General features: G+C 41.5%; 17 protein-coding genes. 12 read left to right on the top strand and 5 right to left on the bottom strand.

Annotation, left to right across the window (positions count from 1 at the left end):
• The 6 genes from ACJAZP_RS15310 to ACJAZP_RS15285 all read left to right on the top strand — a co-directional run.
• On the top strand, positions 1-337 hold a 337-nt coding region (locus tag ACJAZP_RS15310; RefSeq protein ID WP_415231613.1), incomplete at its 5' end, for a TRAP transporter small permease.
• 8 nt (positions 338-345) lie between these two features.
• Positions 346-1629, top strand: coding sequence for a TRAP transporter large permease (locus ACJAZP_RS15305; protein WP_415231612.1), 1284 nt, complete (start codon positions 346-348; stop codon positions 1627-1629).
• Between the two features lie 15 nt (positions 1630-1644).
• On the top strand, positions 1645-2448 hold the full coding sequence (locus ACJAZP_RS15300; RefSeq protein ID WP_415231611.1) for an HAD-IIB family hydrolase: 804 nt from the start codon (positions 1645-1647) through the stop codon (positions 2446-2448).
• A gap of 215 nt (positions 2449-2663) precedes the next feature.
• Entirely contained in the window at positions 2664-3056 is a 393-nt protein-coding gene (locus ACJAZP_RS15295) for a DNA polymerase III subunit psi (RefSeq protein WP_415231610.1), read from the top strand.
• A 105-nt stretch (positions 3057-3161) separates the two neighbouring features.
• Complete coding sequence (gene rimI / locus ACJAZP_RS15290) at positions 3162-3635, top strand: ribosomal protein S18-alanine N-acetyltransferase (RefSeq protein ID WP_415231609.1); 474 nt, start codon at positions 3162-3164, stop codon at positions 3633-3635.
• Between the two features lie 17 nt (positions 3636-3652).
• Positions 3653-4396, top strand: a complete 744-nt coding sequence (locus ACJAZP_RS15285) for an RNA methyltransferase (RefSeq protein WP_415231608.1) — start codon at positions 3653-3655, stop codon at positions 4394-4396.
• A 35-nt stretch (positions 4397-4431) separates the two neighbouring features.
• On the opposite strand, the gene ACJAZP_RS15280 is transcribed toward ACJAZP_RS15285, so the two are convergent.
• Both ACJAZP_RS15280 and metK read right to left on the bottom strand, forming a co-directional pair.
• On the bottom strand, positions 4432-4920 hold the full coding sequence (locus ACJAZP_RS15280) for a SprT family zinc-dependent metalloprotease (protein ID WP_415231607.1): 489 nt from the start codon (positions 4918-4920) through the stop codon (positions 4432-4434).
• An 18-nt stretch (positions 4921-4938) separates the two neighbouring features.
• Positions 4939-6087 carry a methionine adenosyltransferase gene (gene metK / locus ACJAZP_RS15275; protein WP_415231606.1) on the bottom strand — a complete coding sequence of 383 codons (1149 nt, stop codon included), beginning with the start codon at positions 6085-6087 and terminating at the stop codon, positions 4939-4941.
• A gap of 582 nt (positions 6088-6669) precedes the next feature.
• Between metK and ACJAZP_RS15270 the strand changes: the two genes are divergently transcribed.
• Positions 6670-8004 (top strand): peptidoglycan DD-metalloendopeptidase family protein, encoded by a 1335-nt coding sequence (locus ACJAZP_RS15270; RefSeq protein WP_415231605.1) that lies wholly within the window; start codon positions 6670-6672, stop codon positions 8002-8004.
• Between the two features lie 214 nt (positions 8005-8218).
• On the opposite strand, the gene rsd is transcribed toward ACJAZP_RS15270, so the two are convergent.
• A complete protein-coding gene (gene rsd, locus ACJAZP_RS15265) occupies positions 8219-8692 on the bottom strand; it encodes a sigma D regulator (protein WP_415231604.1) in 474 nt (157 codons plus the stop codon).
• 160 nt (positions 8693-8852) lie between these two features.
• Between rsd and nudC the strand changes: the two genes are divergently transcribed.
• From nudC to purD, 5 genes are all read left to right on the top strand, one after another.
• Positions 8853-9674, top strand: coding sequence for an NAD(+) diphosphatase (gene nudC, locus ACJAZP_RS15260; protein ID WP_415231603.1), 822 nt, complete (start codon positions 8853-8855; stop codon positions 9672-9674).
• Between the two features lie 96 nt (positions 9675-9770).
• On the top strand, positions 9771-10835 hold the full coding sequence (gene hemE, locus ACJAZP_RS15255; RefSeq protein ID WP_415231602.1) for a uroporphyrinogen decarboxylase: 1065 nt from the start codon (positions 9771-9773) through the stop codon (positions 10833-10835).
• Positions 10836-10998: 163 nt separating this feature from the next.
• Entirely contained in the window at positions 10999-11508 is a 510-nt protein-coding gene (locus tag ACJAZP_RS15250) for a GNAT family N-acetyltransferase (RefSeq protein WP_415231601.1), read from the top strand.
• A gap of 175 nt (positions 11509-11683) precedes the next feature.
• On the top strand, positions 11684-13276 hold the full coding sequence (purH, locus tag ACJAZP_RS15245) for a bifunctional phosphoribosylaminoimidazolecarboxamide formyltransferase/IMP cyclohydrolase (protein ID WP_415231600.1): 1593 nt from the start codon (positions 11684-11686) through the stop codon (positions 13274-13276).
• Between the two features lie 214 nt (positions 13277-13490).
• A complete protein-coding gene (gene purD / locus ACJAZP_RS15240) occupies positions 13491-14783 on the top strand; it encodes a phosphoribosylamine--glycine ligase (RefSeq protein WP_415231599.1) in 1293 nt (430 codons plus the stop codon).
• A gap of 76 nt (positions 14784-14859) precedes the next feature.
• Here the strand turns inward: purD and ACJAZP_RS15235 are convergent, their stop codons facing one another.
• Entirely contained in the window at positions 14860-15882 is a 1023-nt protein-coding gene (locus ACJAZP_RS15235) for a 2Fe-2S iron-sulfur cluster-binding protein (protein WP_415231598.1), read from the bottom strand.
• A 67-nt stretch (positions 15883-15949) separates the two neighbouring features.
• The gene (gene hcp, locus ACJAZP_RS15230) at positions 15950-17611 is read right to left on the bottom strand and encodes a hydroxylamine reductase (RefSeq protein WP_415231597.1); all 1662 of its coding nucleotides are present in this window, start codon (positions 17609-17611) and stop codon (positions 15950-15952) included.
• Positions 17612-17768: the final 157 nt, after the last annotated feature.

The raw sequence follows: 17768 nt of genomic DNA, 5'->3' as shown, positions 1-17768 counted from the left end.
TTGTTTTATTTGGTCCGTCTATTTTGGTATCAGTTCATGCTACAAGCATAAGTTACATATGGGTGTTGATGTGGTTATTGCATTATTACCTGAAAAAGCAAAAGTGCCATTTAACCTGGTGATTTCACTTTTCTTGCTGGCGATAAATTTGGTTTTAACTTACCTAAGTTACGATTACATGATGTTGTCTAACAAAGTCACACCGGTGATGGGAATGTCTTATTTCACCATTAACGGCGTTTTGTTTGTTTGTTTTTTCCTGATGTCTATTCACACCGTGAATTTCATTCGAAGTGATTTAAAGCTGCTGCGTAGCAAGTCGCTAAATACTATATAGGTGACACAGTGGAAATCTATCTTCCAATTATTATTTTATTCGTTTTATTTTTGTTAAATGTACCGATTGCATTTTCTTTAATATCTTCCTCGTTGGTTTATTTTTTATTTATTAATACTTCAATTCCAGTGACCTTAGTGATGCAGCGCTTTATTTCATCGGCCTCATCATTCCCATTATTGGCGATACCCTTCTTTATTATGGTTGGCTCGGTGATGAACTATTCCGGGATAAGTCGTAGCCTACTGTCTCTTGCGGATTCATTAATTGGCCATAAATCCGGTGGACTTGCGCATGTTAATGTTGCATTAAGTACTTTAATGGGCGGAATTTCAGGTTCAGCTAATGCTGATGCTGCAATGCAATCTAAAATTCTTGCTCCTGAAATGACCAAAAGAGGTTATGACTTGCCTTTTACCGCTGCAGTTACAGCGGCATCATCAAGTATTAGCCCGGTCATTCCACCGGGTATTAACCTTATTATCTATGCATTATTAGCCAATGTATCGGTACATGAAATGTTCATTGCAGGTTATGTTCCTGCTTTTATGATGGCGTTGTCTTTAATGATAACCATCGCTTTCATTGCTAAACGTCGAAACTATGCACCTTCAAGATCTGCAGCTGCACCGGCAAAAGAACGTCTGCATTATTTAGGCAAAGCGGTGCCCGCATTATTCATCCCGTTTGGTATTATTTTAGGGATGCGTTTCGGCCTGTTTACACCAACAGAAGCCGGTGCTATCGCTGTCTTATTATGTTCTATTATTGGTTTATTTATCTATCGCGAATTAAAGATCCATCACTTTCCTGCTATTTTAAAAGAAACCATTCAGGGTACTAGCAGCGTCATGTTTATTATTATCGGTGCGATGATTTTTGGCTATTACATGACCCTGGAGCAAATACCACAAAATGTAGCATCAGCATTAATCTTGGTAACAGATAACAAAATAGTGCTATTAATGCTTATAAACTTATTGTTATTAATTGTGGGCATGTTTATCGAAGGTGGGGCTGCGATGATAATATTAACGCCGCTACTATTGCCTGCGGTGCTTAACCTCGGAGTGAACCCTATTCATTTTGGTATTATTGTTATCGTTAATATTATGATTGGTGGAGTAACCCCTCCATTTGGTTCAATGATGTTTACGGTTTGCTCGATACTTAAAGTTAAATTGATCGATTTTGTGCGTGAAGTGATGCCTTTATTATTTGCACTGCTGGTGGTGTTAATGATTTTAACTTATTCGGAAGGTTTAGTGATGTTCTTACCTAACTTATTATAAATACAAAGGGATAAAATGAAGCAAATAAAAAGCACCTTAAGCAATGATTGGAAAGAGGTGCAATGGGTATTAACTGATGTTGATGACACCTTAACCTGGCAGGGAAAGTTACCACCGGAAACATTAATCGCACTGGCCGCGTTACAACAAGCAGGTTTGAAAGTTGTTGCTGTGACTGGGGCTTGTGCAGGTTGGTGTGATCACATTGCACAACTTTGGCCCGTTGATGCTGTTATTGGCGAAAATGGGGCATTTATCATGGAGAAAAAAGAGGGGTATTTAACACTCAACGCTGATGCTCCAATGCCAACCATTGCGCAAAATCAAGCTAAGTTAAAAGCACAGGTCATTGACGTTTTAGCAGATTACCCTGAGCTGCATTTAACCCTGGATCAGTCTTATCGTTTGTGCGAAGTGGCCATTGATATCGGCCAGAATCGTGCTCCTGTCTCATCGGAGATCATTGCGGAAGTGGTCTCTAAACTTAACAAGTTGGGTGCTAATGCAACGGCAAGCTCAATTCATATTAATAGCTGGTACGGTGATCACTCCAAAAAAACAACCTCGCTGAAGTTTTTAAAAGAGAAAGGTTTATCACCGGCTGAAATAGTCTCACAAGCTTGTTATGTAGGGGATTCGGTGAATGATCAATTTATGTTTGCTACGCTACCGAAAAGTGTTGGTGTTGCGAATATTAAACACTATTGGGATAAACTACTGCATCACCCGGAATTTGTAATGACCGAGCCCGGTGGCTATGGCTTTGCCCAGTTTGCTAAACAGTTATTAGCCATTAAAGCAGCGGGAACTATCAACTAATAGCAAGGGGGTGAAAAAAGGATTGATGAATTTTTGCTACGCAATGCAAGATCAGATCTTTAATACATTTAGTCTGACAATAGAGAGTTTATATTTTCTAAATTTTTTCCCCGTGGGTTATTGACCATTGATTATTGGTTATTGCTTCGACTGACCTTCATTCAATGTTATTATTTGTTTTATTTTTAGACCTCAGATAATTGATTGGATTTTCAATGAAAGATCAACAAGCACTTTATTTACAGGAGATGGGCATAACCCGTTGGCAAGTCCGTAAACCTGAATTATTCCCCTTCTCATTTAATTGCGCTATTGATTTAAGTCATTATAAATTGCTGCTGGTGGCCTCGACAGCCGACTTTGCACACCCTCTTTTACTGAGCATAGTAAATGCCTTTAACCTAAAATTAAGTGAAGTATATTGCTGCTCAATGGCGCAATTTAAAAACCTGCAGGGACAGTTACCCGAGCTTATCTGGTCAACTCAGGGGGAAATAAATCAACCCCAGGGGCATAAGTTATTAACCTCAGTAACCATTGATCAACTTGTTAACGATGCAAAAGCAAAAAAATCATTATGGAAACAGTTTTGTGCTTTTAATCAATAGGATTGAGACTCGAAGGCTCGAAGGCTCGAAGGCTCGAAGCTCGAAGCTCGAAGCTCGAAAGTTATGAGTCACGAGTATGAAAATGAAATCAATATGGAAACCGTTATGCCTACACCTTTAATCGATAAAGAAAAATTACAAATAGTGCCCATGGGCCTGGCTGATTTAGAGAGTGTTTTTAACATTGAATCCCGTTGCCATAGTCATCCCTGGTCAAAAAAATTATTTTTAAGTAACTTTGGCAGCCGTTATTTCAGTCACTTGTTACTCGCTGATGAGCAAGTGATCGGTTATTTTGTTGCCAGCTCGGTCGCCGGAGAGGTAACCTTGATGAATATTGCTATTGCACCCGAAGCGCAGGGGCAGGGGTTAGGAGGGGTTTTATTAAAGTTTCTAAAAGACTACTCAAAGGCAAAGGATGAAGAGCAGATCTGGTTAGAGGTTCGCGCTTCTAATACTTATGCATTAAAACTTTATCAAAAATTGGGTTTTGTTGAGGTCGACAGGCGTAAAGATTATTACCCTTGCGAAAAGGGCAGAGAAGATGCTGTTATTATGTGTTGTTACCTTTCACTTTAAAGAACGAGAAATAAATTATGATCTCAAAAAATCAGTTAAAACTTATTCATGCACTTGAGCAAAAAAAACAGCGTAAAAAAAATGGTCTGTTTTTAGTGCAGGGTGAAAAAAATGTGGGTGAATTGTTTAATTCTGATTTCACGGTAAAACAACTTTTCGCAACCAGCAGTTATATCAATAAAAATAGTCAGACACTTAATGAGTTTGGCCTTGTCAGTATTACCACTGAAGCAACGCAAGAAGAGTTAAAAAAAGCCGGGACTTTATTATCAAATAACAGCGTGCTTGCAGTTGCCGAATGTAAAATAATGGCGCTTCCGCAAATCCAAGAAAATGAGTTGATTCTGGTACTGGATCAGGTGGGTGACCCCGGAAATTTAGGCACTATTATTCGCGTTGCTGACTGGTACGGTATTAAACATATTATTTGCAGCCCGGACTGTGCTGATTTTTATAATCCTAAAGTGATCGCCGCCAGTATGGGATCATTTGCACGAGTACAAGTGAGCCATACGGACTTATCCGAATACCTGAGTCAACAATCAACGGCGATTTATGGGGCTTTTTTGGAAGGGGAGAATATCCATAAAACAACTTTAAATAAGAGTGCCTTTATTGTTATGGGCAGTGAATCTCAGGGGATTTCACCAGAGATTGCCAAATTTATCAGCAATAAAATTACTATCCCCAGTTTTGGAGGTGCAGAGTCATTAAATGTGGCCATGGCAACGGGTATTATTTTAGATAATTTTAAACGTTGAACTTAGTTTAGGTTTGCTATTAGTGCCTGGGTCCATTATGTATTCTTAATTTTCAATTCTACCCGGCACTTTTTACACGAATATTTAACCCCTTTTAAAATCTTATTATGACGTCTTATGGTTAGCTGGTGGGTGGTGCAGTCACATTGATAAGCAAACTGTTTACCCATAACATCACTGATATCTAATGAATGGGTGGTATCAGCGGGGCAGTTGAATATGTTCTGCATTACGTATTGCCACTCTTTACCATGCGGGCGCACTTTTCCGTAATGTTGGTAGGTTATCAGATGGGCAACTTCGTGGGGTACTACCTGGGCAAAAAAATCAGCTGAATTTTGGCTAAACAAGGTAGAATTATATTTAATCAGATTCAGCTGTAAATGTGCGCTACCGGCACTTCTTCCCCTTTGGTTAAAAAGGTAAGTCGGGCGTTTGAAAGCGCGATCAAAAAAGCACTCGGCCAAAATGAAACATTCTTCACTTCGGCTAATGAGTGCTTTTTTATGTGCATTACTTAGCATGGTTAATTTAACAAAGTGTTAAAATGCGCTGGCTTTTAACGCTTCGACTTTATCTAACGCTTCCCATGGAAATTCATCACGGCCAAAGTGCCCGTAAGCTGCTGTTGATTGGTAAATCGGCTGAATAAGATTCAACATCTCGATCAGGCCATAGGGGCGCAAATCAAAATGTTCACGAATCAATTGAATGATTAAGTCTTTTTGAACTTTTTCTGTGCCAAATGTTTCGACGCTGATAGAAGTTGGCTCTGCAACGCCAATGGCATAAGAAACCTGAATCTCACAACGATCCGCAAGACCTGCTGCCACTAAATTTTTTGCCACGTAACGTGCTGCATATGCTGCGCTGCGATCCACTTTTGACGGATCTTTACCGGAGAAAGCACCACCACCATGGCGCGCTGAACCGCCGTAAGTATCAACAATAATTTTACGCCCGGTAAGGCCACAATCACCAACTGGCCCGCCAATGACGAAGCGGCCGGTTGGATTGATAAAGTATTTAGTGTGCTCAGACAACCACTCGGCCGGTAATACGGGCTTGATGATTTCTTCCATTACCGCTTCAACCAAATCTTCCTGTTTGATCTCATCGGAATGCTGGGTTGACAGTACGACCGCATCAATACCGACAATTTTGCCGTGATCATAGGCAAAGGTTACTTGACTCTTTGCATCGGGGCGTAACCATGGAAGGGTCTTATTTTTACGCATTTGTGCCTGTCGTTTAACCAGGCGGTGTGCATAAGTGATCGGGGCCGGCATGAAAACTTCTGTTTCATTCGTGGCGTAACCGAACATTAAACCCTGGTCACCAGCGCCCTGCTCGCGAGGGTCGCTACGGTCAACACCCTGGTTAATGTCGGGTGATTGTTTGCCGATAACATTTAAAATGGCGCATGAATCAGCGTCAAAGCCCATTTCTGAACTGGTGTAACCGATGTTGCGCACGGTATCACGGGTGATTTCTTCGATATCAACCCAGGCATCGGTGGTAATTTCACCGCCGACCATGACCATACCGGTTTTTACGTAAGTCTCACAAGCAACGCGTGCTTTTGTATCTTGTTTTAAAATTGCATCAAGTACCGCATCAGAAATTTGATCGGCGATTTTATCTGGATGACCTTCAGATACTGATTCTGAAGTAAATAAGTCACGTGACATGTGAGCTCCTAACTAGTTACAGGTTTAAAATGTTTGGATGTTTTTACATCTAGACGTCTATCTTACATTTATTTGTGACGGAAAACACCTTAATTATTTAAGCATTCAGGATAAACAAACAAAAAAGAATGTATTTTTCTTTTAAAAATAAGCGCTGTTTTTTATAAATAAAAGGAAAAGCTTGATATACTTTCTATTTTATTTTTATTGATTTCTTTTCTCCGTCTAAGTTGTATTAAGTTATGCCATTTTTGTTACGTTTAAAGGCGCTTTTTAAAACGCCCATTGATTTTGTAAATAATCTTCCCCGAAAACATTTTTTCGCCCTAATTCTATTATCTGTCTTTCTGCTGGTTGTGTCCTTAGTTCCCATGCAGCCGGAAACCGGAGAAAAAATTTACCGCTCATTGGAACTACCTGAGAGAGTTGTTGTCAAAGATGAGCATGTGGTCACGGACCCTCTTGATGTCATAAAAACGAATTAAAATGAGATCTTTTTTTTATAATAATAATAAAAAACTTGATATACTTTTCTATTTTATTTTCATTGCTCCCTTTTCCCTGTCTGAGTTATATTAAGTTATGCTATTTTTGTTACGTTTAAAGGCGTTTTTTAAATCGTCCATCGCTGTTGTCAATAATCTTCCTCGAAAACATTTTTTCGCCCTGATCCTCTTATTTGTATTTCTGTTGGTTGTCTCTCTTGTTCCCCTGCAGCCAAAAACCAAAAAAACAGTTTACCGTTCATTAGAGCTACCTGAGAGAGTTGTCATTCACAATGAGCGTGCTAGCGCAGAGCCTCTTACTGCAATAAAAGACGAATACGGCAAACTATTTCCTGACTTTTCAGGAAATAGAGAAGTAGAATTTGAGGTTGGCGAAGGTGATTCCCTAAGCAATATTTTTGAAAAAGAGAGCTTGTCGGCAGCTGCATTACAGAATTTGTTAGAAGCCGATACAGAATATCTACGCCTCGGCAACCTGATCCCCGGGCAAAGCATTAAGTTATTGATTGGTCCCGACAACAACCTGCTCTCCTTAAAAGTATTTTTAGATATTGCGAATACCTTAACTTATACCCTGAAAGAGGATCACTATGATGCTCTTTTAGAAACCAAAAAGGGGCAATGGCGTACCAGTTTATATAAAGGCCGTATTATTGGCAGCTTCTATAATACAGCCAAAGCTTCAGGTCTTACGGCAGCGCAGATTCAGCAGGTATCCGTGACGCTGCAGGATAAAATTGATTTTAATCGTCAGCTCTATGCCGGAGATACTTTCCGCGTATTAGTGTCCAAACAATATATTGATGGACAATACAGTTCGGAAAGTGATGTGCTGGCCATCCTGATTAAAAGTCGTAATAAAAGTTATACGGCTTTCCTTCATGAAGACGGGCGCTATTATGATATAAACAGACAAGGGTTAAGCAAAGCTTATCGACGCTACCCGGTCAATGGAAGGCCTCGGATCAGCTCTCCTTTTAATCCAAGGCGACTGCATCCGATCACCAAAAGAATTAGTCCTCATAACGGCACTGATTTTGCTGTCTCAACGGGCACAAAAGTTTATTCTGTTGGTGATGGTGTTGTTTTACGGGCAGGTTATCACCCTGCCGCCGGTAACTACATTGTTATTCAAAATAGTCGGAAGTACACCACGCGCTTTTTACATCTAAGTAAAATTTTGGTCCGTAAGGGGCAGAGAGTCTCAAGGGGCGATTTGATTGCTAGAAGTGGTAATACCGGACGTTCAACTGGTGCGCATCTTCATTATGAATTTCAAATAAATAACCGCGCGGTAGACGCAATGAAAGTGTCGTTGCCTCTTTCAACTGCCGTATCTAAAAAAGAGCAGGGTAGTTTTGATAAAAGACGCGATCTTTACCTGAAGGAGATGGGGGTTAACGATATATAATAGGCATTTAGTGATAAGGCGAGCAAGCGGTCTCGATTTTAAAGCGCTGTTCGCGGCCTACAATGTTTTTCAGAAAAATACTTTTCAGAACAATATTTTATAACTCATATTGTTCAATTATTTAATTGCTCAATTAAGTATTGTGCAATTAAATAATGAAGGTTTTATTCAGGATAAGTAAAGCAGCGCTATAAATTAATAGCGCTGTCAGTTTTTATGCCAGAGTGTGGTGCAGATGAACAACTTCAAGCAACTGATCTTCGCGTTCAAAACGCGCTTCCATTACTTGCCCCAAGTTAGAAAGATCTCTGTCAAAATCAAGTAAGGCTTGATCATTTGCTGATTCTGCATACTTATCATTAAAATTCAAAGCCGCATCTGTTGTGGTGGTGATACGTGAATATAACTCCTGGGCAATTTTCAAATTATTTTCCCCGTCTAATTTGCACTGTGCAATTATCTGTTCGTAGATTCCAAAGTGTCCGGTTGAGGCATAATCAAGCAGAAGCTGGCAAAAACGAGTGATTTTTTCCTGCGCAGGCAAGCTGTGATTTGTGTCTTGATAAGGGGGTAAACCCGCCAGTTCGCAATACGCAACGACCAGGTTCTGACGCTCTGCAAGCCAATGATCAATAACTAAAAGTCTGCCGCCCCATTCATCTTTTGCATGTTCTAATTTGCGTAGCATATTCTGTACCTCATAATGAGTAGACTGAAACTGTTATATCAAAAATAAAGAAAATCGCACTTAGGGTCAACATGAATTTGAATTTGTGGATAACCTTACTGTATAACTGTGAAGTAATCCCTGTCCCTGTAATTAAAGTTCCGATAAATAAGGAAGCATGATGCCACCGGAAAAAAATAACGTTAACCCGCAAGAGAATGCTTGGTGGTTTATTATCGCAAAAGATCAAATTGTTTTACAGCCGCAGGGGAATTTTATTCCTTACGGTAATCTTGATGATTTACCCTTTCCTGAAAAACTCGCTAATAATGTCATAAAAATAGCAGACTACCACTCCAGTCCTTGTTATCTTGTTGTATTGCAGGAGCAATTAGATATCGGCCTGGGAGAATATTTGTCATTACGTTCTTTGTTAGGGCGGATTGATGACCTCTTATTTGATCTGACCGGTCGTGCCTTTCAACTCGCTTTGTTTTATCAAACACATCAGTATTGCGGAAAGTGTGGCCATAAGATGCACGCCATAAACTGGGAAACTGCAATGAAATGTTACCATTGCCAGCACCGCTGTTACCCGCGTATTTCACCTTGTATTATTGTCGGTATTCGTAAAGACAAGGAAATATTATTAGCAGTGCATCACCGCCATCTGAAACAAAACAACCCGGTTTTTACCGTATTAGCCGGATTTGTAGAAGCCGGAGAAACACTGGAGACCTGTGTTGAACGTGAAGTCTATGAGGAATCAAAGATCAGGGTCAAAAATATTGAGTATGTCAGCAGTCAACCCTGGCCTTTCCCACATTCGCTAATGATGGGCTTTCTGGCTGATTATGAATCAGGTGAGATCCAGATTGATAAAAGTGAGCTGGTTGAAGCTGCCTGGTATCACATTGATAATCTGCCTGTTTTGCCTAATAACGGCACCATCGCTAGAAAGTTGATTAACAAAATGGTCGAACAAGGCAACACCGAAATATGACGAAGTAAAAAACATTTAAAAATGGTAGCATATTTGCGTATTTTCATAGTTATATAATTATTATTAAATGTTTAAAAAGATAGGATAGAGATAAGCATGACTGAATTAAAAAACGATCGTTATATTCGCGCCTTATTAAAACAATCCGTTGATAAAACTCCAGTATGGATGATGCGTCAGGCGGGCCGATATTTACCTGAATATAAAGCGGTGCGCGCACAAGCCGGAGATTTTATGTCTTTGTGCCGCAATGCAGATTTAGCCTGTGAAGTAACTCTGCAACCTTTGCGCAGATTTGACCTTGATGCTGCTATTTTATTTTCTGATATTCTCACTATTCCTGATGCAATGGGACTGGGTCTTTATTTTTCGGAAGGGGAAGGACCTAAGTTCAAACGTCCGATAACCTGTAAAAAAGACGTTGAAAATTTAATTATGCCGGATCCCGAAGGTGAACTGCAGTATGTGATGAATGCGGTGCGCACTATACGCCGCGAGTTAAAAGGCGCCGTGCCATTGATTGGTTTCGCGGGTAGTCCATGGACATTAGCGACCTATATGGTCGAAGGTGGCAGCTCTAAGGCGTTCACTAAGATCAAAAAAATGGCCTTTTGTGAGCCACAACTGTTACATACTTTATTAGATAAACTTGCCGACTCTGTCATTGATTATTTAAATGCGCAGATAGCCGCAGGCGCGCAATCGGTAATGGTCTTTGATACCTGGGGCGGAGTATTATCTCCTCGGGATTACAAAGATTTTTCATTACAGTATATGAGTAAAATCGTTGCCGGATTACAGCGCAGCTACGAAGGTAAAAAAATTCCCGTCACTCTGTTTACTAAAAATGGTGGACAGTGGTTAGAAGCGATTGCAGATACCGGTTGTGATGCTATCGGTCTTGATTGGACGATTGACATGGCAACGGCTAAAGCGCGTGTCGGAGACCGTGTTGTGTTACAGGGCAATATGGATCCTTCGATGTTATATGCCTCGCCGCAGCGCATTCGCGAAGAGGTTGCGACCATATTAAAGAGTTTTGGTAAAGGAGGCGGACATGTCTTTAATCTCGGCCATGGTATCCATTTAGATGTGCCACCTGAGAATGCTAAAGTCTTTGTTGATGCAGTTCACGAGTTGAGTCCGCAATACCATCTTTAAGCACTGTGCTTATTTTTGATAAAAACCATGCAGTTGCATGGTTTTTTACTTTTCTGTCAGTAATAAGTAGTCATTTTTAGTTTTTTTGCAGAAAACGATTTGTTGCTTTTTTGTGCGATTTGAGTATAAAGGTTGTATGATAAATAACCGCAGAAATTAAAATATGACGTTATTTGCAGAAAATAAAGACCTCGCTGTTCGGCAATTTATCGTATCTGATCTCACTGATTTCAGTACCCTGGTGGGTAATGCCAAGAGCATGAAATATTGCCCAACGGGTAAATTAAATCCTCAACAAGCAGAACAATTATTCACCAATATCATCACCCAAGCACAGCGTAACAAGTATTGCCTTTACGCAATTGAAGATAAAAAACACAGTCAAGTGATCGGTCTGGTCGGTCTGCAGGAGTGTGCTATGGAAGACGACATCGGCCTGAGTTTTGTGTATCGTATTCTGCCGGAATATAATGATAATGTTTCTATTCCCGCTTTATTTTCCCAATTTATTAAACACCTTCTGGTGATCCACAAGCTTTCAAAAATGAATGCGGTCATTGCCAAAAAAAACCTGCCAACATTAACCCTGATGGCGTCTTTAAACTTTAAACCGATATCTGTGGTCGTTTGCCGCGGTATTGATAGTTTTTTGTATCGATATTCCCCAGAGTAAATAAATTTATCTTTTAAAGGTTCCATTCAAAGGAATATTTTTATTTTTTTATTCAATAAAACAGCTCAAATTGCCATCGTTTTCGGGTAGAATGCTCACCTTAGTTCTATTTAAGTTAAAAAAACCAATGACTGGTTTTGCTTATTGATCAATTAACCGAGGTATTTATAAGACGATGGAAAATAGCCGACCAATTAAACGTGCGCTGCTCAGCGTTTCTGATAAAGCTGGAATTATTGAATTCGCCAAAGAGTTATCTGCAAAGGGCGTTGAAATCCTTTCTACTGGTGGTACTTGTAAACTGCTTGCCGAGAATGGCATCAAAGTGACCGAAGTATCTGACTATACTGGATTTCCTGAAATGATGGATGGACGAGTTAAAACCTTGCATCCTAAAATTCATGGTGGGATTCTTGCCCGTCGCGGTATTGATGAAGCCGTTATGTCTGCAAATGATATTGCACCTATTGATATGGTAGTGGTCAATCTTTATCCGTTTGCTGAAACCGTTGCCCGTCCAGATTGTTCTTTAGAAGATGCTATTGAAAACATCGACATCGGTGGTCCAACCATGGTCCGCGCTGCTGCAAAAAATCATAAAGATGTGGCAATCGTGGTTAACGCCAGTGATTACGCCCGTGTTCTTAAAGAGATGCAGGAAAATAACGGTAGCTTAGCTTATAAAACCCGCTTTGATCTTGCTATCGCAGCCTATGAGCATACTGCGCAATATGACGGCATGATCGCTAATTACTTCGGTACTATGGTGCCAAGTTATGGTGAGAATAGCGAAGGCGATCTTGAATCTAAATTCCCTCGTACCTTCAACATGCAGTTTAAGAAAAAGCAAGATATGCGTTACGGTGAAAACAGCCACCAAAATGCCGCTTTTTATGTGGAAGATGCTATTCAAGAAGCTTCGGTTTCTACCGCGACTCAGTTACAGGGTAAAGCCCTTTCTTACAATAATATCGCCGATACCGATGCGGCTCTTGAGTGTGTTAAAGAGTTCTCGGCGCCGGCTTGTGTGATTGTTAAACATTCTAATCCTTGTGGTGTTGCTGTTGCTGATAATATTCTTGATGCCTATGAAGGTGCTTACAAAACTGACCCGACATCTGCTTTCGGTGGCATTATTGCTTTTAACCGTGAGCTCGATGCAAAAACTGCTGAAGCCATTGTTTCCCGTCAGTTTGTTGAAGTGATTATTGCGCCTGCCGTTAGCCCTGAAGCTGCACAAATTGTAGCGACTAAGAAAAACCTGCGCTTGTTAACCTGTGGAGAATGGGCTGAAAAAACTACCCAGTTTGATATCAAACGCGTTAATGGTGGTTTATTAGTACAGGACAGAGATCAAGGCATGGTTGGTTTAGGCGACCTTAAAGTGGTTACTAAACGTCAACCTACAGAAGCGGAATTAAACGATCTGTTATTCAGCTGGAAAGTGGCTAAATTTGTTAAATCAAATGCCATTGTGTATGTTAAAAACAGCGCCACCGTTGGTGTTGGCGCAGGACAAATGAGCCGCGTTTACAGTGCCAAAGTGGCAAGCATTAAAGCGGCCGATGAAAACCTCGAAGTGGCAGGTTCTGTGATGGCATCGGATGCATTTTTCCCTTTCCGTGATGGTATTGATGCGGCGGCAGAAGCCGGTATTAGTTGCGTAATCCAACCAGGCGGCTCAATGCGTGATAATGAAGTTATCGCAGCAGCCGACGAACATGATATGGCAATGGTATTTACGGGAATGCGTCATTTCCGTCATTAATTCTATTTTGCTTTGTGCTTTTATCCGCACTCTGCGTTGAAAGTGCTCAATAATTCTTCGGGAAAGAATTATAACATCCGTAGGATGACCCTTTGGGGCGTAGCACTGGATGTGCGCAGTACTTGCAGGAGCAAGCTGCGCGCTTTCGCCTTGATTGCGAATTAAATCACTTAGCAAGATATGATTAATCTATTTGATTGAATAAGGTTACTGTATGAATGTTTTAATTATTGGTAGTGGCGGACGTGAGCACGCGCTTGCGTGGAAAGTTGCTCAAAATAAGCAAGTTAAAAATATCTTTGTTGCCCCGGGTAATGCCGGTACCGCGCTAGAAGCAAAAGTGACTAACGTTGCCATTGACGTTGAAGATATTGACGGCTTAGTTAAATTTGCTAAAGAAAACCATGTTGAGTTAACTATTGTCGGCCCTGAAGCGCCATTGGTTATCGGTGTGGTTGATGCCTTTACCGCTGCCGGCCTTGCTTGCTTCGGTCCCACTAAGGGCGCAGCCCAGCTAGAGGGCTCAAAAGCGTTCACGAAGGACTTTTTAGCGCGTCATGATATACCAACGGCCTGGTACCAAAACTTTACTGAAATTGAGCCTGCATTGGCTTATGTTCGTGAAAAGGGTGCCCCGATTGTTATTAAAGCTGACGGTCTTGCGGCGGGTAAAGGCGTTATTGTTGCGATGACCCTTGCAGACGCGGAAGAGGCTATTCATGACATGTTAGCAGGTAATGCATTTGGCTCTGCCGGACACCGTGTTGTTATTGAAGAGTTCTTAGACGGTGAAGAAGCTTCATTTATTGTTATGGTTGATGGTGAAAATGTTGTTCCCATGGCAACCAGTCAAGATCATAAACGTGTCGGTGATGGTGATACCGGACCTAATACGGGCGGCATGGGAGCCTATTCTCCTGCGCCTGTAGTAACGCCTGAAATGCACGATCGTATTATGGATCTTGTTATTAATCCAACCGTTAAAGGCATGGCGGCGGAAGGAAATACTTATACGGGTTTCTTATATGCGGGTCTGATGATCATGGCCGATGGAACACCTAAAGTGATTGAATACAACTGTCGTTTTGGTGATCCGGAAACCCAGCCGCTGTTGCTGCGTATGAAGTCTGATCTTGTAACCTTATGTCTGGCGGGTGTGAATGGCGAATTGGCTGATATGACAGCTGAATTTGACCAACGTGCCGCGATCGGTATTGTCCTGGCTGCTGACGGTTACCCAGATGAGTACAAAAAAGGTTTAGTGATTAAAGGCTTGCCTGAACAGGAGACCGAAGGCCTTAAAGTTTTCCATGGTGGTACCAAAGAAGTTGATGGCCAAATTGTCACCAATGGCGGGCGCGTTTTGTGTGCCACTGCATTAGGCAATAGCGTCACCGAAGCACAGCAGAAAGCCTATGCGCTGGCCAAGACAATCAGTTGGGATGGTATGTTCTATCGTCATGATATTGCGCATCGCGCGATTGCTCGTGAGCAGAACAAAAAATAAACTGACAAGTTGAAAGGCTAGAAGCTAAAAAGCCGATGTTTTATAACATCGGCTTTTTTGTTTTCAGATTGTGCTGTTAGAGCTCTACGACCAAATCAGAATAAGCTTTGGTACTGCAGCTGAGTACATAACCTTGTGCTATCTGCTCGGCGGTTAAGGTTGCTTGGCTGGTTGATTTAACTTCGCCTGTCACCTTACATTTACAAGAGCCGCAAATACCCGAACGACAAGCGCCTATTACAGGTACACCGGCGGCTTCTAATGCCTCAAGCAGGCTTTGATTTTCTGCAACTGTAAAGTTTTTGCCATATTGCGGTGCGACAGCCTGATAACTCAGCACCGATTCAGCGCTTATTTGATCGTCATTAGCCGCAGGCACAAAACTCTCTTTATGGAACAATGCCATATCAAAACCGCTTTGCTTGGCGACTAGCTCAACAGCCTGCATATAGGGCGCTGGACCACAGATAAAGATGGTTCGGCCGTGTCGCTCAGGTACCAGCTTTTCAAACATGTCGAGATCTAATCTGCCGTGCAGATCATCGCTATTGTCAGTTGTTTCTAAAATCCGTGTTAAACGAAAATTGTCATATTGAGCATCTAGTGCCTTTAGCGTATCGGCCATAATAATATCAGCTTCGCTGCGGGCGCTATAGATAAAGTGAATGTTAACCTGTTGTTTGGTATCTAATAACCAACGCGCGATCGACATACAAGGCGTAATGCCGCTGCCTGCGCTCATTAATAACAGCTCAGGTGTTGTCGGGTTATCCTGCAGAGTAAATTCACCGGCGGGTGCCATCGCCGGTAAAGCGATACCGGATTGCAGATTATCTAATAAATAATTAGACACCTTGCCGCCCGGTACGCGTTTAATAGTGACCGCAACGGATTGCGGTTGAGAGGGCGTCGATGATAATGAATAGGCGCGATATTGAAGCTCACCGGCAACGTCAACTTCAAAGGTTAAAAATTGTCCCGCCTGGTATTCAAACAGCGTATCATCCGCTTTTTTAAATTCAAAAGTGGCGCTATCAAGTGTTTCTTCAATACGCTTAATACAGATAAGCGGCTCAAATAAGTTTGATTGGGTTTGCATAGTTATCTCTTTGCTTGCAGAGTGATCTGATTAGCCTTGGCATCATCAGATCACTCATTATTAAAACTTATTTAGCTAACATCGCCTTTAAATCAGACTCAACATCATCGATAAGATTGAGGCCAAATTGTTCATTAAGCACGTTAAGCAGGTTATCGGTTAAAAATGCCGGTTTACTTGGTCCTACGCGGATATTTTTAACACCCAGTGATAACAGTGTCAGCAAGACCACAATCGCTTTTTGTTCAAACCAGCTTAGTACCAGACTAAGCGGTAACTCATTAACGCCGCAATCGAACTCTTTAGCCAGTGCTAAGGCTAATTGAATGGCAGAGTACGAATCATTACATTGACCCACATCTAAAAGGCGAGGAATACCATTGATATCACCAAAATCAATTTTATTGAATTTAAACTTACCGCAGGCCAGCGTCAGAATCAGACAATCATCGGGAATGGCTTTGGTGAGATCGGTGTAATAGCTACGTTCCGCTTTGTCACCGTCACAACCGCCAACCAGGAAGAAGTGGCGAATATTGCCGGCTTTTACCTGTTCAATCACAGCAGGCGCTGCATTCATCAATGCATTACGACCAAAACCAACGGTGATCTCATGCGGAATCTCACTGTATTTAAAGCCCTCCATCTCCTGTGCACATTGGATAACTTCACTGAAATCATCACCTTCAATATGCGGCACACCGGGCCAGCCAACGATGCTGCGGGTAAACATTCTTTGTGCGTAGTCGCCTACATTAGGATCAATCAAACAGTTTGAGGTCATCACGATAGGACCCGGGAAACAAGCAAACTCTTTCTGCTGGTTTTGCCAAGCGCTACCGTAGTTGGCAACAAGATGAGGGTATTTTTTCAGCTCAGGGTAACCGTGGCCAGGTAACATCTCACCGTTAGTATAAACATTGATGCCGGTACCTTCTGTTTGCTTAAGGATCATTTCCAGATCGCAAAGATCATGACCGGAAACTAAAATAGCCTTACCTGCGACAGATTTAACATTAACCTGGGTTGGCTGCGGATGACCAAATTTAGTGGTTTCACCGCGATCCAGCATCTCCATGACTTTATAGTTAAGAGTACCGATGGCCATGCTGGTTTCCAGTAACTTACCGAGATCGTCACTGTCTGTTGCCAGCCATGCAAAAATCTGGTGGAATTCCGCACTGACAAGCTGATCTGTCTGTCCAAGAATATAAGCATGCTCCATATAAGCAGCAGCGCCTTTAAGGCCGTATAAACACAGCAGGCGCAGCCCCATGATATCCGCATTAACCAGTTCTTTGCCGCGGTTTACCGCAACGCTTTCAGCCTGAGCTAATAAACCGGCATGATCGGCCGCTAACTCAAATTTAGCAGCAGCACTCGGCTCTGCGGGTTGTTGTCCGGCAAGTAAACAAGCTGTTTCATATTGTGCTTTTAATTGCTCACGATAGGCTTGTGCCAAACGTGCATAATCAGCAATACGATCGGCTTCAAAATTAACATTGGTCAAGGTCGCAAAAAAAGCTTTAGGAACAAAGGCATCAATTTCTGCATTGATAATCTCAAACTCACGTGCTTTTTCCGCATAAAAGGAGGTGCCCTGCAAAGCATAGATCAATACATCCTGCAGATCTGAAACCTCTTCTGTTTTACCGCACATACCTTGAGAGTATGAGCAACCATCTCCAACAGGAGTTCTCATTGTTTGTTCACATTGAATACAAAACATAAATAGCCTTTTTAATATAAATAAGTTAATCAATCAAAAACCATCACCAGATGTTAAAGGTGGTTAAATTTATAGATGAATAGTTTAGTGTTTTAGTCAGGTATTCAAAATAACATAGTAATTTAGTCAACTATTGATCTGGAATAGGTTTTGGTGA

It is taken from the genome of Psychromonas sp. (assembly GCF_047632955.1).
In the GTDB taxonomy this organism is placed as follows: domain Bacteria; phylum Pseudomonadota; class Gammaproteobacteria; order Enterobacterales; family Psychromonadaceae; genus Psychromonas.
This window is presented reverse-complemented; position numbering and strand designations above follow the sequence as displayed.

Excerpts from the sequence above, each read along its gene's own strand:
- ACJAZP_RS15300 (WP_415231611.1), top strand. The coding sequence starts at position 1,645 with ATGAAGCAAATAAAAAGCACCTTAAGCAATGATTGGAAAGAGGTGCAA.
- ACJAZP_RS15295 (WP_415231610.1), top strand. The coding sequence starts at position 2,664 with ATGAAAGATCAACAAGCACTTTATTTACAGGAGATGGGCATAACCCGT.
- rimI (WP_415231609.1), top strand. The coding sequence starts at position 3,162 with ATGCCTACACCTTTAATCGATAAAGAAAAATTACAAATAGTGCCCATG.
- ACJAZP_RS15285 (WP_415231608.1), top strand. The coding sequence starts at position 3,653 with ATGATCTCAAAAAATCAGTTAAAACTTATTCATGCACTTGAGCAAAAA.
- ACJAZP_RS15280 (WP_415231607.1), bottom strand. The coding sequence starts at position 4,920 with ATGCTAAGTAATGCACATAAAAAAGCACTCATTAGCCGAAGTGAAGAA.
- metK (WP_415231606.1), bottom strand. The coding sequence starts at position 6,087 with ATGTCACGTGACTTATTTACTTCAGAATCAGTATCTGAAGGTCATCCA.
- ACJAZP_RS15270 (WP_415231605.1), top strand. The coding sequence starts at position 6,670 with ATGCTATTTTTGTTACGTTTAAAGGCGTTTTTTAAATCGTCCATCGCT.
- rsd (WP_415231604.1), bottom strand. The coding sequence starts at position 8,692 with ATGCTACGCAAATTAGAACATGCAAAAGATGAATGGGGCGGCAGACTT.
- nudC (WP_415231603.1), top strand. The coding sequence starts at position 8,853 with ATGCCACCGGAAAAAAATAACGTTAACCCGCAAGAGAATGCTTGGTGG.
- hemE (WP_415231602.1), top strand. The coding sequence starts at position 9,771 with ATGACTGAATTAAAAAACGATCGTTATATTCGCGCCTTATTAAAACAA.
- ACJAZP_RS15250 (WP_415231601.1), top strand. The coding sequence starts at position 10,999 with ATGACGTTATTTGCAGAAAATAAAGACCTCGCTGTTCGGCAATTTATC.
- purH (WP_415231600.1), top strand. The coding sequence starts at position 11,684 with ATGGAAAATAGCCGACCAATTAAACGTGCGCTGCTCAGCGTTTCTGAT.
- purD (WP_415231599.1), top strand. The coding sequence starts at position 13,491 with ATGAATGTTTTAATTATTGGTAGTGGCGGACGTGAGCACGCGCTTGCG.
- ACJAZP_RS15235 (WP_415231598.1), bottom strand. The coding sequence starts at position 15,882 with ATGCAAACCCAATCAAACTTATTTGAGCCGCTTATCTGTATTAAGCGT.
- hcp (WP_415231597.1), bottom strand. The coding sequence starts at position 17,611 with ATGTTTTGTATTCAATGTGAACAAACAATGAGAACTCCTGTTGGAGAT.